Origin of the sequence: Pseudomonas sp. CC120222-01a (assembly GCF_003097235.1) — a bacterium.
GTDB lineage: Bacteria > Pseudomonadota > Gammaproteobacteria > Pseudomonadales > Pseudomonadaceae > Aquipseudomonas.
In genome coordinates this window covers 296,564-312,404 of sequence record NZ_QEQQ01000001.1, presented here as the reverse complement: position 1 = coordinate 312,404, position 15,841 = coordinate 296,564, and the positions used below count along the sequence as shown (strand labels likewise).

At 64.9% G+C, this 15,841-nt stretch carries 13 protein-coding genes and 1 tRNA gene; 9 read left to right on the top strand and 5 right to left on the bottom strand.

Annotated elements, in window-relative coordinates; translation table 11 throughout:
* The first annotated feature begins 169 nt into the window (after nucleotides 1–169).
* Nucleotides 170–2,065, top strand: a complete 1,896-nt coding sequence (locus N430_RS01480; RefSeq protein WP_256592053.1) for a propionyl-CoA synthetase — start codon at nucleotides 170–172, stop codon at nucleotides 2,063–2,065.
* Nucleotides 2,066–2,160: 95 nt separating this feature from the next.
* Here the strand turns inward: N430_RS01480 and zapE are convergent, their stop codons facing one another.
* Together zapE and N430_RS01470 are read right to left on the bottom strand one after the other, a co-directional pair.
* Nucleotides 2,161–3,246, bottom strand: coding sequence for a cell division protein ZapE (zapE, locus tag N430_RS01475; RefSeq protein WP_110631716.1), 1,086 nt, complete (start codon nucleotides 3,244–3,246; stop codon nucleotides 2,161–2,163).
* Nucleotides 3,247–3,352: 106 nt separating this feature from the next.
* A complete protein-coding gene (locus tag N430_RS01470) occupies nucleotides 3,353–3,595 on the bottom strand; it encodes a hypothetical protein (protein ID WP_110631719.1) in 243 nt (80 codons plus the stop codon).
* A gap of 270 nt (nucleotides 3,596–3,865) precedes the next feature.
* Between N430_RS01470 and N430_RS01465 the strand changes: the two genes are divergently transcribed.
* Nucleotides 3,866–3,940 (top strand) — tRNA-Gln (locus N430_RS01465).
* A gap of 146 nt (nucleotides 3,941–4,086) precedes the next feature.
* Here the strand turns inward: N430_RS01465 and N430_RS01460 are convergent.
* Genes N430_RS01460 through N430_RS01450 form a run of 3 tightly spaced genes read right to left on the bottom strand, consistent with a single transcriptional unit; the run spans nucleotide 4,087 to nucleotide 9,217 of the window.
* Nucleotides 4,087–6,474 carry a hybrid sensor histidine kinase/response regulator gene (locus tag N430_RS01460; RefSeq protein ID WP_110631722.1) on the bottom strand — a complete coding sequence of 796 codons (2,388 nt, stop codon included), beginning with the start codon at nucleotides 6,472–6,474 and terminating at the stop codon, nucleotides 4,087–4,089.
* A 13-nt stretch (nucleotides 6,475–6,487) separates the two neighbouring features.
* Nucleotides 6,488–6,949 carry a response regulator gene (locus tag N430_RS01455; RefSeq protein WP_110631725.1) on the bottom strand — a complete coding sequence of 154 codons (462 nt, stop codon included), beginning with the start codon at nucleotides 6,947–6,949 and terminating at the stop codon, nucleotides 6,488–6,490.
* Nucleotides 6,950–6,964: 15 nt separating this feature from the next.
* Nucleotides 6,965–9,217, bottom strand: coding sequence for an ATP-binding protein (locus tag N430_RS01450; RefSeq protein WP_256592008.1), 2,253 nt, complete (start codon nucleotides 9,215–9,217; stop codon nucleotides 6,965–6,967).
* A 267-nt stretch (nucleotides 9,218–9,484) separates the two neighbouring features.
* Between N430_RS01450 and N430_RS01445 the strand changes: the two genes are divergently transcribed.
* From N430_RS01445 to N430_RS01415, 7 genes are all read left to right on the top strand, one after another.
* Nucleotides 9,485–10,012 (top strand): spore coat U domain-containing protein, encoded by a 528-nt coding sequence (locus N430_RS01445; RefSeq protein WP_110631733.1) that lies wholly within the window; start codon nucleotides 9,485–9,487, stop codon nucleotides 10,010–10,012.
* A 20-nt stretch (nucleotides 10,013–10,032) separates the two neighbouring features.
* On the top strand, nucleotides 10,033–10,569 hold the full coding sequence (locus tag N430_RS01440; protein ID WP_110632526.1) for a spore coat U domain-containing protein: 537 nt from the start codon (nucleotides 10,033–10,035) through the stop codon (nucleotides 10,567–10,569).
* A gap of 19 nt (nucleotides 10,570–10,588) precedes the next feature.
* On the top strand, nucleotides 10,589–11,122 hold the full coding sequence (locus N430_RS01435) for a spore coat protein U domain-containing protein (protein ID WP_110631736.1): 534 nt from the start codon (nucleotides 10,589–10,591) through the stop codon (nucleotides 11,120–11,122).
* Nucleotides 11,123–11,137: 15 nt separating this feature from the next.
* Nucleotides 11,138–11,641: a spore coat U domain-containing protein gene (locus tag N430_RS01430; RefSeq protein WP_110632529.1), complete on the top strand. Its 504-nt coding sequence runs from the start codon at nucleotides 11,138–11,140 to the stop codon at nucleotides 11,639–11,641.
* Nucleotides 11,642–11,681: 40 nt separating this feature from the next.
* Entirely contained in the window at nucleotides 11,682–12,458 is a 777-nt protein-coding gene (locus N430_RS01425; protein ID WP_110631739.1) for a molecular chaperone, read from the top strand.
* A gap of 165 nt (nucleotides 12,459–12,623) precedes the next feature.
* Nucleotides 12,624–14,864: a fimbria/pilus outer membrane usher protein gene (locus tag N430_RS01420; protein WP_371922749.1), complete on the top strand. Its 2,241-nt coding sequence runs from the start codon at nucleotides 12,624–12,626 to the stop codon at nucleotides 14,862–14,864.
* Nucleotides 14,861–15,820, top strand: coding sequence for a spore coat protein U domain-containing protein (locus N430_RS01415; RefSeq protein WP_371922746.1), 960 nt, complete (start codon nucleotides 14,861–14,863; stop codon nucleotides 15,818–15,820). Before N430_RS01420 ends, N430_RS01415 begins: the two co-directional genes overlap by 4 nt.
* The last annotated feature ends 21 nt before the right edge of the window (nucleotides 15,821–15,841 follow it).

The following is a 15,841-nucleotide window of genomic DNA, read 5'->3' as shown; positions in this document are numbered from 1 at the left end:
GCTCTGTGGCGGGAAGGGCGGCCTATTCTAGAGGCTTTGCACTGTTGTGGGGCATTTTTGCCTTGTCTGCAAATTTGCAGGTCCGTTGTGACTTTAGTCCCATGGCGGCCCCGGTGTGGCGGGCCATACTCACTATTCGCCCTTCAATAACAACAAGTACCGGGTTTTCATCAACATGACCTACCAGCACAGCTACGCCCAATCCATTGCCGACCCTGCTGCCTTCTGGGCCGAACAGGCCGAATCCCTGGCCTGGTACCGCAAACCCTCGCTGACCTTGCAGGACAACCCCGACGGCACTCACCGCTGGTTCGCCGACGGCCGCCTGAACAGTTGCTACCTGGCCCTGGATCGGCAGATCGAACTGGGCCGTGGGGAACAGCTGGCGCTGATCTACGACTCCCCCGTGACCGGTGTGCAGCAGGCCTTCACTTACCACCAACTGCGCGACGAAGTGGCACGCCTGGCCGGCCTGCTGCGGCAGCTGGGCGTGGGCAAAGGCGACGGTGTGATCATCTACATGCCGATGGTGCCCCAAGCGGCCATGGCCATGCTCGCCTGCGCGCGGATCGGCGCGGTGCATTCGGTGGTGTTCGGCGGTTTTGCCGCCAACGAGCTGGCGCTGCGTATCGACGATGCCCGGCCGACGCTGTTGCTTACCGCGTCCTGTGGCCTGGAATTCGACCGGGTGATCGAGTACAAGCCGCTGGTCGATCGCGCCCTGCAGGTGGCCCGCCATCAACCGCGCAATGTGCTGGTGCTGCAGCGGCCCCAAGCCCGTGCGCAGCTGCAGGCAGGCCGTGACCTGGACTGGCAGCAGGCCTTGGCCAGTGCCGAGCCGGTGGCGCCCGTCGAGCTGGATGCCGGCGACCCGCTGTACATCATGTATACCTCAGGCACCACCGGCAAACCCAAGGGTATCGTCCGCGAAAACGGTGGCAACGCGGTCGCCCTTTGCTATGCGATGCGGCATATCTACGGCATGCAGGCTGGGGATGTGTGGTGGGGCATCTCCGATGTCGGCTGGGTGGTCGGCCATTCGTTGATCGTCTACGGGCCGCTGATGAGCGGCTGCACCACGGTGTTGTATGAGGGCAAGCCAATCCGCACGCCGGATGCCTCGGCGTACTGGCGGGTGGTCGAGCAGTACCAGGTCAGTGCCTTGTTCTGCGCACCGACCGCCATGCGTGCGATCCGCAAGGAAGACCCGGATGGCGAACGGATCCGCAAGCATGACCTGAGCTCGTTGCGCCAGTTGTTCCTGGCTGGGGAAAAACTCGATTCCAGCACCCATGAGTGGCTGGAGCGGGTCACCGGCAAACCGGTACACGACCACTGGTGGCAGACCGAAACTGGCTGGCCGGTCACCGCCCCTTGCGTGGGGCTGGAGGGCAGTGCGGCGCGGCCTGGATCGAGCAACCGCGCGGTGCCGGGTTATCACGTGCGCGTGCTGGATGATGACGGGCATCTGCTGGGCCCTGACCAGCAAGGCTCCATCGTCATCGCCCTGCCGCTGCCGCCGGGGTGCAGCCAGACCTTGTGGGGCGACCACGAGCGCTACCTGCAGGCATACCTGCAAACCTACCCGGGCTACTACCACACCGGTGACGGCGGTTACCTGGACGAGGATGGCTTTGTCTACATCATGGGCCGCACCGACGACGTGATAAACGTCTCCGGGCATCGGCTGTCCACCGGTGAGATGGAAGACCTGGTCGCCCGTCACCCGGCGGTGGCCGAGTGTGCGGTGATCGGTGTGCATGACGAGATCAAGGGCCAGGTACCGCTGGCGCTGGTGGTGCTCAAGGATGGCGAGGGCATTGCCGAGGCACAGCTGCTGGTGGAGCTGGTGGGCAGCGTGCGTGAGGAAATCGGCGCGCTGGCGTGCTTCAACCAGGTGCGGCTGGTGAAGCGTTTGCCCAAGACCCGCTCGGGGAAAATTTTGCGGGCGGTGCTGCGCAAGATTGCCGATGGGCAGGCGTATGTGCCGCCTTCGACCTTGGATGACCCGGCGGTGCTGGGGGAGATCGAGGCGGTGCTGGCGGATTTGCCCAGGGCTGGCTGATAGGTTGACCTGTTCCGGCTTCTTCGCGGCTAAAGCCGCTCCCACAGGTACAGCGCTAGCCCTGTAGGAGCGGCTTTAGCCGCGAAGAGGCCGGGTCAGGCAATAAAACTTTCGGGGCCAGCCTGATGCAGTTGCCCTAATCGGCTCCGTGTCCGCATCAGGTCAGCCAGCGGCCCGCCGAGGCTTTCTTCCAGTGGCCGCTTGCCGATCACGGTCACCTGCCGATCCTGGTCATACAGCACGTCCACCAGGTTGACGAAGCGCTGCTGCGCCGCCAGCGAACACTCCGCCAGATCATCCAGCCCATCGATGATCCACTCGTCGTACTGCCCGGCCAGCACCAGGTAGTCGATCACTGCCGTGGCCTTTTCGCACAAGTCGTCAAAGGCCAGCACCACCCGCCGGCCATCGATGGCCAGGGCACGCAGCGGGCGTTTGTTGACCTCCAGCACCACCGGTTGCTCATCCGGTACTTTCAGCGCCTGGCGCTGTGCCGCGTCCCCCGGCCACACATAGTGCCCCTGGGTGAAGCGCTGGTGCTCGCGGTTGGCCGGCAGGCTGCGAAAATCCGTATCGCCACCGACTTCAAGCACCTCCATCGAGCTGTTGATCAGGCGGATCACCGGCAGGAAGCGCTCGTGGTACAGCGGGTTGGGCAGCAACCCTTCAGGGGCGTAGTTGGAGGTCACCAGCAGGAAGATGCCACGGGCGAACAGGGCGTTGAACAGGCGTGTGAGCAACATGGCATCGCCGATGTCATGCACGTGGAATTCGTCAAAGCACAGTACCCGGCAGTCGCCCAGCAACTCGTCCAGGGTGGCGCCCAACGCATCGTCCAGCAGGCGGTGCTGGTGCATGCCCTGGTGCAGGCGGGCAAAAAAGTCATGGAAGTGCAGGCGCTTTTTGGCCTCGACCGGCGCAGCCTGGAAGAAGCCATCGAGCAGCCAGCTCTTGCCGCGGCCCACCGCGCCATACAGATAAAGGCAGCGTGGCTGGCCACCGTCGAGTTGGGCAAGTTGCAGGGCCATGCTGTGGATGACCCGGCGCTGGCCATCGCTGAGCTGGTAGCCGCGGCTGGCGGCCTTGTCTTCGAACCAGCTGAGCAGTTCGCTCTGTTGGGGCGCGGCGGTGCGCAGGCGCTGGCTGAGCTGGCGCAGCGGGGCAGGGATCCAGGCGGACAAGGCGAAGCCTCCTTGGGCAAATACGGGGCTGCGCGCAGCTTGCCCGAGGCGAGCGGTTTTGAGCAATACAAAAAGTGCCAGGCATCCATCGCCTGGCACGATGTTTTCAGGCCTTGCGCTCCAGCTGCCGCTCGATCATGTACTTCACGGTCAACCGGCGCTCTTTCAGATGGCGCAGGTCTTCATCGACGAAATTGCCAGCCGAAATCGATTCGGCAGCCAGCACCTGGTTGTCGATGTCCATGTACTCGTCAAGCAGGCGGTCCAGGGTCTTGTCCTGCTGGCGCCGCTGCTGGACGATTTCGCGCGGATAGTGCAGGTCCTGGTAGAGGTCGTGGGAAACGGGCATGGGGTCCTCCTTGGTCTATGCAGTTCGCTTATCTGATTGGAAGGGAGGAATGCGATTGTGTTGAAGCGCAGCGGTGGAAAAACGACGGGTGGTTGCTCGCACTGCCCGTGAAATCGGCTTGGGAGCACTAACTTGCTGTTTTAAAGCATTTTTTTTCGCATTAGGGGTTTACAGGCTGAATCTATGTGTTAAAGTGCCGCGCATTCCAAGACAACAACCCAGTTGTCACTCAGTTGGAATTGTCAGAGCAGCATCAGCTGCATCCGATACAGGGGCGTCGCCAAGCGGTAAGGCAGCAGGTTTTGATCCTGCCATGCGTTGGTTCGAATCCAGCCGCCCCTGCCATTTTCTCTCTTCAAATACCTATTTTTGATTCAGTGCAGACGACAGTCGGCGCTGGGTTTTGCTGTTTCTGTTTCATACGCCGGCCTCTTCGCGGGCGCGTCGGGGCGCCGAACCGCCGCGAAGAGGCCGGTGCAGGCAAAGCAAATCTAACCGGCCACCCGCAGCAGTTCATGCAGCACTCTGGCCAGCTCATCGGCCTGCACCGGCTTCTGCATCACCAGGCTCCCCGGCACTTCCAGCCCTTCCAGCTCCGCATACCCGGTCAGGAACACCACCGGCAACCGCGGATAGCGGTCGCGCGCCGCCAGGGCCAGTTGGCCGCCGTTGAATTCAGGCATGGCAAAGTCCGTCAGCAGCAGGTCGATATCGTCGTCCAGCAAGGCCAGCGCCTGCTCCCCGCTGTGTGCCTGGCGCACCTGGTAGCCATACTGGCGCAGTACGTCACCGAGCATGTCGCGCACCAGGTGATCGTCATCCACCAGTAGCACCGTGCGGTCTCGGCCACTGTCGTCGATCGCCAGGGTGGCGGTGGGCGCTACCGGGTCGATTGCCAGCGCCTGCTTCACCGCCGGCAAGTACACCGCCACCTGGGTGCCATGCCCAGGCTCGGTATCGATGCGCACGCCGCCGCCGGATTGCTTGGCAAAGCCGAACACCTGGGCCAGGCCCAGGCCGGAGCCCTTGCCGATGTCCTTGGTGGTGAAAAACGGCTCGAACACCTTGGCCAGCACTTCTTCGCTCATGCCGCAGCCGGTGTCACGGATGCTCAGCATCACGTACTCGCCGGGCTCCGGGTCTTCCGGGCGCTGCGGGCGCGTCTTGATCCGTGTATTGCGGGTCGACAGGGTCAGTTGGCCGCCTTCGGCCATGGCGTCGCGGGCGTTGATTGCCAGGTTGAGGATGATCATCTCGGTCTGGGTCGGATCGGTTAGCGCCTGCCACAGGCTGTGGTCCAGGTCCAGACGCACCCGGATGTTGCCGCCGAGGGTGCGGCGCAGCAGTTCTTCCAGGCCGGTGAGGGTGCGGTTCAGGTTTAGCGGCACCGGCTCCAGGCGCTGGCGGCGGGAGAAGGCAAGCAGTTGCGAGGTCAGCTTGGCGCCGCGGTCACCGGCTTCGCGGATATGCGTGAGGCGGCTGCGGGCCTTGTCCAGGTCGCCCTTGGCCAGGTCGCGCTCAAGGAAGCTGGCGCCGGTGAGAATGACCGTGAGCAGGTTGTTGAAGTCGTGGGCGACCCCGGCGGTGAGCTGGCCGACGGCCTCCAGCCGCTGCATCTGCTGCAGCGCCGCCTCGACGCGCTCGCGTTCGGTGATCTGTTCACGCAGGCGGGTATTGGCTTCGGCCAGGCCCAGGGCGGTTTCCCGCTCACTGGTGATGTCCCGCGCCACCACGTAGAGCAGGGTGTCTTCCGGTACCACCACCCAGGACAACCAGCGCAACTGGCCGCCGGCGTGCTGGATACGGCCGACGAAACGGGCGCTGGTACGGCCATGGGCGAGGGCGGCCAGCTCGGTGAGCAACGCCTCCTGATCCACCTCAGGCAGCAGGTGCAGCAGCGATGTCTGGCTCAGGCGCTCGCGGGAAAAGCCCAGACTCGCCTCCCAGGCCGGGTTGAGGGCCACCGGGGTCAGGTCCTTGTTGAGCACCGCCAGCAAGTCCTGGGACAGCTCCCAGGCGCGATCGCGCTCACGGGTACGGCGCTCGACCCGTTCGCCGAGCATTTCGTTGAGCTGCCTGAGCGCCTGGGTCGCCTGGCGCTGGGTATGGATGTCCTGCAGCACCCCGGAAAACCGCGTGCACTGGCCGTCGACGAACCGACACTGGCCACTGCTGAGCAGCCAGCGCGGTTCCAGGCCATTGGGCTGGGCAATGCGGAATTCGACCCGGTACAGGCCGTCACTGTCCGGGCGCATGGCCTGCTCCACGGCTTCGCGTACCTTGGCCTGATCGTCGGGGTAGATGCCGGCGTAGAACACCTCAAGGGTCATCTCGGTCTCGACCGGCAGGCCGAACAGGGTCTTGCAACGGTCGTCCCAGACCAGCTGGCCTTGTTGCGGCCGGAAGTCCCAGGTGCCCATGCCAGCGGCATCGATGGCAATGCGCGCGCGTGCCTCGACATCGGCCAGGGCTTCTTCGGCACGGCGCCGGCGCTGGCGTTCCTGCACTTCGGACAGGGCCCGGCGCACGGCCTTGGGCAGTAGCGGCAGGTTCTTCTTCAGTACGTAGTCGGTGGCGCCCAGGCGAATCATCTCTACCGCATGTTCTTCGCCATAGATGCCCGAGAGGAAAATGAACGGTGTGTCGGGCGCCAGGCGCTGGGCGATGGCCAGTACTTCGGTGCCGGAGGAACCGGGCAGCACGCAGTCGCACAGGATCAGGTCGAAACGGGTTTCAAGCAGGGCGTGTTCGACCCCGACATGGTCGAACATCAGTTGCGATTGCACGTGCAACCCGCTGCGCTCCAGGCGCATCAGGGTCAGCTCGGCGTCCATCGAGCTGTCTTCGACCATCAACAGTTTGAGCGGTGTCGGCAACATCTTTGCGGGGGCCTCAGTGGCTGCCACGGCGGTTCAGGCGCAGCGAGCCGGGTGGTGGTTCGTTGAGCACTGCCCAGAACACGCCCAGGTCGGAAATCGCCGCGACGAACTCCTTGAACTCCACGGGCTTGACCACATAGGCGTTGACCCCCAGCTCATAGGCACGCAGCAGGTCGGGCTCCTCCCGCGAGGAAGTCAGCATCACCGTGGGAATGCTGCGCAGCTCGGGCGTGGCACGCACCACCTTGAGCACTTCCAGGCCGTCGACCTTTGGCAGCTTCAGGTCCAGCAGCAGCACCGCCGGGTTGCCATCGGCACGCTCGCTGTAGGCGTTGCGGCGCAACAGGTAGTCGAGGGCATCGGCGCCGTCGCGCAGGACGATCACTTCGTTGGCCAGCTGGCTGCGCTCCAGGGCCAGCAGCGTCAGCTCCAGGTCTCGAGGGTTGTCTTCGACCAGCAGGATGGGCTTGAGCATGGTGATACGGGTACCTCAGGTAGTTGCCGGGTTGCGGGGCAGGGTGAAGTGGAAGCTGGCGCCTTGGTCGACCTGGCCTTCGGCCCAGACTCGCCCGTCATGGCGCTCGATGATCCGCCGCACGCTGGCCAGGCCGATCCCTGTGCCTTCGAAGTCTTCCATGCGGTGCAGGCGCTGGAACACCCCGAACAGCTTGTTGGCGTAGGCCATGTCGAAGCCTACACCATTGTCGCGGATGTAGATCTCCGTCTCGTCATGGCTTTGCCGGGCACCGACCGCGATGTGCGCGGGTTCACGGCCGCGGGTGTACTTGATGGCGTTGGCGATCAGGTTGTGCAAGGCCAGGTTGATGAATGCCGGGTCGGCGATCACCTTCGGCAACGGCGCGATATCCCAGACGATTTCGCGGCCTTCGTAATCCGGAGCCAGGTCCTGGCGGATGGTGTCGACCAGGGCGTTGAGGTCGACATCCGACAGGCGCAGGGCCGAGCGGCCCATCTGCGAGAAATTGAGCAGGTTGTCGACCAGGCTGCCAGCAAAGCGCGCCGCTTCCTCGATGTGTTGCAGGAAGCGTTTGCCACGCTCGCTCAGGCCCTGGCCCTCGATTTCGCCCAGCAGCTCGGTGTAGCCGGCAATGTGGCGCAACGGGGCACGCAGGTCGTGAGAGACACTGTAGGAGAAGGCTTCGAGTTCCTTGTTCGAGCGGCGCAGTTCGTTGGCCAGCTGCGCCAGCTCCTCGGCCTTGCGCAGCACGATACCCAGCACGGCCGTGCGCAATTCGAGCACGCCTTCGATGACCAGCGGGTCCCAAGGGTCGCAGTAGCCGCTGATCTGTTCCTGCCAGTGATCGAAGCTGTGCCGCGGGTTCAACGTACCCTGGGCGCCGATCTGCTTGTCGGGGCGCCCGGCCCAGTCGACCGTGCGCACTTGCTCGGGGCGGAACCATAGCAAGTAGTGCGAGTGGATCTGCGAGATGGCCACTGCCAGCACTCCGCCGGCGTGGGCTGCCAGCTCTGGCAGATCATCGATGTCACGGCGCAGGTTGTCGCTGTGGAATACCGTTTCCTCGCCGCGTTGCTCCAGCCAGTGCACCAGGGCCGTGACCTGCGCCGCAGGCGGGGTCTGGCCGATCAGGTCGCAGCGCTCGGCGGAGATGACCGCCGCGCCGCTGGCGCCGGCGAAGGCCAGCAGCACCTCGGGCAAGTCGCGCAGGCCATCGCTGACGCTATCGTGGTCGGCCATCGACGAGATCATGCGCACGATGTGCTGGCGCAGGTCGAGCAGTTGGCGGGTTCTGGCGTGGGACTCGCGGGTCTCGATCTGCAACGACAGCACGCTGGCCAGCAGTTCGCAGGCCGTGCGGGTACGGAACTCGACCGCACGCGGCTGGGCGTGGTGGCAGGAGATCAGGCCCCAGAGCTGGCCATCGACCACGATCGACAGCGACATCGACGCCAGGGTGCCCATGTTGCGCATGTACTGCAGGTGCACAGGCGACACGCTGCGCAGGGCGGCGAAACTCATGTCCAGCGGCTTGCCGGTGCGTGGATTGGTGGCCGGCAGCAAGGGGGATGCCTGGTAGTTGGCATCCTCGATCACGCGGATGCGGTTGACGCGGTACAGGTCGCGGGCCTGGCGCGGAATGTCTGCTGCGGGAAAGCGCAGGCCGAGGTAACGCGGGTAACCGGCGTCGGCCAGCTCGGCGAGCACCTGGCCATTGCCCTCGGCATCGAAGCGGTAGGCCTTGACCCGGCCAAAGCCGGTAATGCGCTTGACCTGTTGCACGCACTGCTGGAGCAACTCTTCGAGGCTGTCGGCGTTGTGCAGGCTGCTGACGAAACCGCGCACGATCGGGTAGTAGTCGCTCTGGCCGGCCAGGTCTGCAGGCAGGCGGAAGGGTTCGAATTCGGCGATCAGTACCTGGTCGTGACGATGGGTCAGCAGCCGCAGCGTGTCGCTGCAGGGCGCGCCTGGGCGCAAGCGCACGTCGCCGATATGGAAGGGGAAGGCCTCGTCGTCAGGCAGGCGCTGGAGCTGGGCGCGCAGGTCGAAGCTTTCGCTGACCACGTCGGCGAAGGTGCAGCCTATCAGCTCCCTGGCCGGTACACCCAACCAGCGTTCGATGTTCTCGCTGGCCTGGAGGATGCGCAGGTCGTGTTCATCCAGTACCAGCAGAAAGCCGTGCGGCTGAATGCTGCCGGGCAGCTGGATCGGCTCTTCTGCGCAGCGCTCCACGGCGGCGGCGAGGGCATCGTCTGCAGTCGTCAATGGAAAGGCTCCTGTGATGTTCTTCCATGCATGTCACCGGCTTCAGGTGCCGGCTATTGGCTAGCGGGCACCGTAGCAGAATGTCGACAGATTTGCCGGCCCATGGCCATTGGAGGCATGGGAGGCCCGCGGGTTCGCCTGGATCGGGAAATTTCTTCTCGACTCGCCAGCGCTTTGTCGTTAGCACAAAAGAATGGCACCCAGCCATCACGGTTCTGCCACCTGCTGCTACGCTCAAATTCATAATAGAGGAACAAGGAACATCCAGTGACGGAACGCTTTGTGGCCGCGCTGTTTGGCCTGTTGTTGAGCGGCAGTGCCGTAGCAGCGGACTTCCTGGTCGAGGTGCGGGTACTGGTGCAGCGTGGTTGCATGCTGATCACCCAGCAGCGTGACGCAGGTGCCCAAGCCCTGGGGCGGATCGACCTGGGTGCTACCGCTCGTCTGGACGGCCCGGATGCGCCATTGAGTGGCGTATTGCTCAGCCAGCGCCCGCCACGCCTTGAATGCAACCCCGACACGGCGTACCAGGTGCGCGTCGACGGTGGCCAGCACGGCGGCGTTGGCGAACTGCGCTTTCTCGCCAGCCACGACATCAAGGCCAAACCCATTCCCTATCGCCTGTTCCGTGATGCCGCCTGGCGCGAGCCCGTGGTGGTCGGCGAACCGCACGCCGCACGTGTGCCGGGCACCGGGTCGGTCGAGCTGCCGCTGTACGCCCGCATCGACAAGCTGGCCTGGGTGCCACGCGCCGGGCAGTACGGCGACCTGCTCAAAGTCACGGTCACCTGGTAGCGAGGCCCGCCATGCACACGTTGAACCGCACATCGATCCTCTTGCTCAGCCTTGGCCCGCTGTTGTTGCCCGGTGGCGCGGCGCATGGCACCACCACCGGTTTCATCCAGGCCCGCCTGGTGATCAGCGCCGCCTGCCAGATCAACAGTGGTGACCAGCCGCCGGCGACCCTGGGCAATCCGGGCCTGATGGATTTCGGCGAGCGCGGCCCGAACTGGGACGCGCCGCTGCGCAGCCGGGTCGACGAGGCGGGTGGCGAGGGCAGTTTGCAGATCAGTTGTACGCCCGAGGTGCGGGCATTCAATGTGCGCATCAATGGCGGCCTGAATGGCGACGATGGCGTGCGCCGGCTCAGCAACGGCCGCGAAATGATCCCCTATCAACTGGCGGTCGACCCGGGTGGCAACAGCCGCTACGGCATCGGCCAGGCCCGAGCCTTCACCATCAGCAGTTCCGCGCAGATCCCTATTCCCATCTACGGTGTGGTAGTGGCGCAACCGCGTGCGCTGCCGGCCGGGCTGTATCGCGACACCCTGAGAGTGACCCTGGACTGGTAAACGACGCAAGGAGACTCCGATGCGAACGACTTTCACCCGTTGCATGCTCGCCGGCCTCGGCCTGGCCATGGCAGCTCACGCCCAGGCCGCCACGGTGACCGGGACCATCACCTCGACCCTGACCCTGACCTCGGCATGCCAGGTCAATGGCGCTGGCGGCACCTCAGGGTTGAACTTCGGTGCCCTGAACTTCGGTACCCAGGAAGCCCTGTTCACCACGGCCAATGCCCAAGTACTGGGCGGTGGCGGTGGCGCCATGAGCATCCTCTGCTCGGCCGGCACGGTACCGGCGATCCGTGTGCGCGCCGGGTCCCACGATGGCCAGTCGACCGGCGGCACGCGTGCGCTGGCCGACGGCGCCGGCAATTTCGTGCCCTACGACTTCTACACCGATGCCGGGCGCACCACGCTGCTGGCCATTGACGGCACCATTACCTTGCCGACCAGTACCGGTGTGGCGCAGACCGTCAACCTGTATGGCCAGGCACGTGGCAAGGCGGGTCTGCCGGCCGGGACGTACACCGACACGGTGGCAGTCGAGCTATCGTTCTGAGCCATGTTCACCGCCATGCGCGCCTGGCTCACGGGTTGCCTGACGGGGCTGGGCTTGCTGCTGGCCGCGCCCCTGGATGCGGCGACCACCAGTACCTTCCAGGTGACCGCGCAGATCGTCGCCGGCTGCTTGGTGGTGGGCGGGGTGACCAGCTATGGCACGCTCGATTTCGGCACCCAGTCGGCGCTGTCCACCGGCATTCTCAGTACCTCGCTGGGCGGTACCACGGTGACCTTCCAGTGCACCCCCGGGGTGGCCATGAGCATGAGCCTGGACGGCGGCCAGAACAGCGCCAGTGGGACGCGCAATCTCAAACGCACGGGCGGCACCCAGGTGCTGGCCTACCAGTTGTACCAGGACGCGGCCTACAGCCAGGCCCTGGGCATCGGCCAGAGCGTGACGGTGAGCTACACCGACGCCACGGCCATCAAGTTGCCGGTGTATGGCCGTACCCAATTGCCTGGCACCTTGCCGGCCGGGACCTACACCGATGTGGTGCAAGTATCGGTGACCTGGTGAGCACACCAGCACCCAAGAAAAAGAGACCAAGGAGAGTGGCATGTGGGTAGGCGCGAAGTGGGCGCAAGGTGTGATCGGTCTGTTGTTGGTGGTGAGCCTGCCGGCGGGGGCGGCCACCTCGGTGCTGATCTGGCCGATCGACCCGGTGCTGGAGGCTGACCAGAAGGCCGGTGCCCTGTGGCTGGAAAACCGCGGCACGGCGCCGGCCAGCCTGCAGGTACGGGTGTTCGCCTGGCGCCAGGGTGACTATCAGGAACAGTTCCAGGCTCAGCGCGAAATCATCGGCAGCCCGCCCGTGGCAAACATCCCCCCGGGGCAAAAGCAGCTGATCCGCCTGACCCGCACGGGCAGCTCGCCAGCCGGGCAGGAGCAGGCCTACCGCATCATCATCGACGAGATCCCCTCGCCAATGCCCACCGATACCGCCAGCCAGGGCACCACGGCGGCGATCCGCCTGCAGATGCGCTATTCGGTGCCGTTGTTCGTCTATGGCGAAGGCTTGTGGGGCAAGCCCGACCCGCAAGGCAAGCGCAATGCCGATGGCGTCGGCAAGCCGCAGCTCAGCTGGCGCCCGGTGACGGTGCAGGGCAAACCCTATGTGGAAATGCGCAATACCGGCCCTGTGCATGCCCGCCTGACCGATGTGGTGGTGCAGCAGGGCGGCCAGGGCAAACCCTTGGCCGAAGGCCTGCTTGGCTATGTGCTGCCCGGTGCCAGCATGCGCTGGCCGGCGCCGGTGGTGCCGAACGCAGGCAGCGTGATCAAGGGGAGGGTGAACGGCCAGGAAGTGGCCGAAGCGATCCGGCAAGGGCAATGAGCCCGTTACTGAATGAAGGGCAAGGGCCATGGAGGACCCGGCAATGGTCGGAATCCGTGTGTGAGATGGCTGTCGCGGGCTTCGCGCCGCTGGTGCCTGGGGCTGACCCTGTTCGGCCCCTGCCTGGCGCTGGCCGACGACCTGCCGCCGCCGTCCAGCGAATCCATGGCCATCGCCGACGCCACGCTGTACCTCGACCTGCTGGTGAACCAGATGCCCAGGGCTGAACTGGTAGCGGTGCAGCAACGTGCCGGGCGCCTGTACCTGGACAGCGATGTGCTGCGCAACCTCGGCGTCCAGCTGCCGGGCGACCCGCAGGGTGAACTGGCGTTGGACGATGTGCCGGGCCTGCACAGCGATTACGACAGCCAGAACCAGCGCCTGCTGCTGCAAGTGCCGCCGGCCTGGCTGCCGGACCAGCAGGTCGGTGACCGCGGCCTGTACCCGGCCACTGAGGCGCGCAGCAGCTTCGGCGCCTTGTTCAACTACGACCTGTACCTCAACGACACCGACGATGGCGGTTCTTATCTGGCGGCCTGGAACGAACTGCGCCTGTTCGACAGCTGGGGCACGTTCTCGACCACCGGCCAGTGGCGCCAGTCCTTCAATGGCGCGCAGAGCGATGCCAACCGCCAGGGTTTCCTGCGCTACGACACCACCTGGCGTTTCACCGATGAACAGCGCCTGCTCACCTACGAGGCAGGCGACTTCGTGACCGGGGCCTTGCCCTGGACCAGCTCGGTGCGGGTGGGTGGCTTGCAGCTGTCGCGTGACTTTGGTGCCCGGCCGGACCTGGTGACCTATCCGTTGCCGGCCTTTGCCGGCGAAGCAGCAGTGCCGACCTCGCTGGACCTGTTCATCAATGGCTACAAGTCCAGCACCACCGAATTGCAGCCGGGCCCCTACACCCTGACCAACGTGCCGTTCATCAACGGTGCCGGCGAGGCTGTGGTGGTGACCACCGATGCCCTGGGCCGGCAGGTGTCGACTACCTTGCCGTTCTATGTCACCAGCAGCCTGTTGCAGAAAGGCCTGTCGGACTTCTCCGTGGCCGCCGGCAGCCTGCGCCGTGACTATGCCGTGGAAGATTTCGGCTACGGTACCGGTGTTGCCTCGGCCAGCCTGCGCCATGGCATCAGCGACAGTTTCACCCTGGAAACCCATGTTGAAACCGCGCAATCGCTGCTGCTCGGCGGCCTGGGCGGCAACATGCGCCTGGGTAACTTCGGTGTGCTCAATGCGGCCCTGGCGCAGAGCCAGTTCGAAGGCGAGAAGGGCCACCAGGTCGCCCTCGGCTACCAGTACAACAGCCAGCGCTTCGGCTTCAATTACCAGCGCCTGCAGCGCCATGGCGAGTATTCGGACCTGACCCGGGTCGACATCCCCGACATGCAACTGAGCCAGCGCAGCGAGCAGGTGACCCTGAGCGTCAACCTCGACCAGTACGGCAGCCTTGGCGCCGGCTATTTCGATGTGCGCGCCGGCGACGACACCCGTACCCGGCTGATCAACCTGAGCTGGAGCAAGCCGCTGTGGGGCAACAGCAGCCTTTACCTGTCGGCCAACCGCGAGGTCGGCGACAGCAACTGGGCGGTGCAGGCGCAGGTGGTGATTCCGTTCGACTTCGGCAGCACCCTGGCGGTGAGCACCGAACGCAGCAAGGACGGCGAGAGCCTGCAGCGGGTCAACTACAGCCGCGCCGTGCCGGTGGGCGGTGGCGTCGGCTACAACCTCGGCTACGCCAGCGGCAGCGACCGCGATGCCTATCGCCAGGCTGACGTCACCTGGCGCCTGCAGTCGGTGCAACTGCAGGCCGGTCTGTATGGCAGCAGCGGCGAGATGACTCGCTGGGCTGACGCCAGCGGTTCGCTGGTGTGGATGGATTCTGGCGTGTACGCCGCCAACCGCATCGATGATGCCTTCGTGGTGGTCAGCACCAGTGGCTACGCCGATGTGCCGGTGCGTTACGAGAACCAGGAAATCGGCCGCACCGACCGTAGCGGCCACCTGCTGGTGCCGTACAGCAGCGGCTACTACCGCGGCAAGTACGAGATCGACCCGATGAACCTGCCGCCCGATGTGCTGGCCGCCGAGGTGGAGCAACGGGTGGCGGTGCGCCGTGGCAGCGGCTACTTGCTGGAGTTCCCGCTCAAGCGCGTGCTGGCGGCGAGCATCGAGCTGGTCGACGCCAATCAGCAGCCGCTGAAACTGGGCAGCAAGGTCACTCATCAGGAAAGCGGTAGCCAGGCGGTGGTGGGCTGGGACGGGCTGGTGTACCTGGAAAACCTGGCGCCGCACAACCGCCTGCAAGTGACGGTGGAAGCAGGCGGGCAGTGCCAGGTGGCGTTCGATTTGCCTGAATCGTCAGGCTCGATCCCGTTGATTGGTCCGCTGGTATGTCGATGAAGCGCTGGTTGTGCAGCCTGCTACTGGTACCGGCAGGTCCCGCCTGGGCGCTGTGCTCGTCGGTGGCGACCACGCCCGCAGCGTTCGGCACCATCAACTCGACCTTGGTACGTACCACGGTACAGAGCGCTTCGAGCAGCAACTCCGGGCTGCAATGCACCGGTTCGCTGCTGAGCCTGCTGACCTCCACCGACCACTTCTACGCCACCATTACCTCGAGTACCAGCGGGCTGGTTGGCCCGACGGGCGACGTCATCCCCTATACCGTGTATGGCGACGCGACCACCAGCTACCCGATTGCCCGCGGTGTTGCCTATGACTTTGCCCGCACTGGCATCCTCGACTTGCTGGGATTGCTCGGCGGTACCACGCCCAAGGCGGTGCCGCTGTATTTCCGCACCCAGATCGGCAGCAATGTCGCGGCCGGGGTGTATACGGAAACGCTGAATGTGGCCTGGAGCTGGAATTACTGCTCCGGCATTGGCATTGGCGCCATCTGCCTGGGGCGTGATATCGGCAGTGGAACCCAGACACTGCTGGTGACGTTGACCGTGAGCAACGATTGCCAGATCACCACGCCCACCATCAGCTTCGGCAGTGCGCCGGTGGTGGCTGGGTTCGGTACGGTGAGCCAGAGCGTAAGCCTGTCGTGCACCAAGGGCAGTGCTTTCACGGTGGGTTTGAATGACGGGGAGAATGTGTCGGGCGGGCGGCGGCGGATGAAGTCCACGGCCGGTAACTATCTGGCCTATGACATTTTCAAGAGCGCCGGCACCGTGCGCTGGGGCTCGCTGAGCACGGCCCGGCGTTCCAGCAGCGATGCCGACGTGAACCCCGGTAATGGCACCGGCACCGGGAGCCAGGTGTTCAACTACAACGCCAAGGTCTATACCGACCAGGCCACACCACCGGCGGCCAGTTATCTCGACAATGTGATTCTGGATGTGCAGTTCTGAGGGGTGTAGTCCTGTACTGGC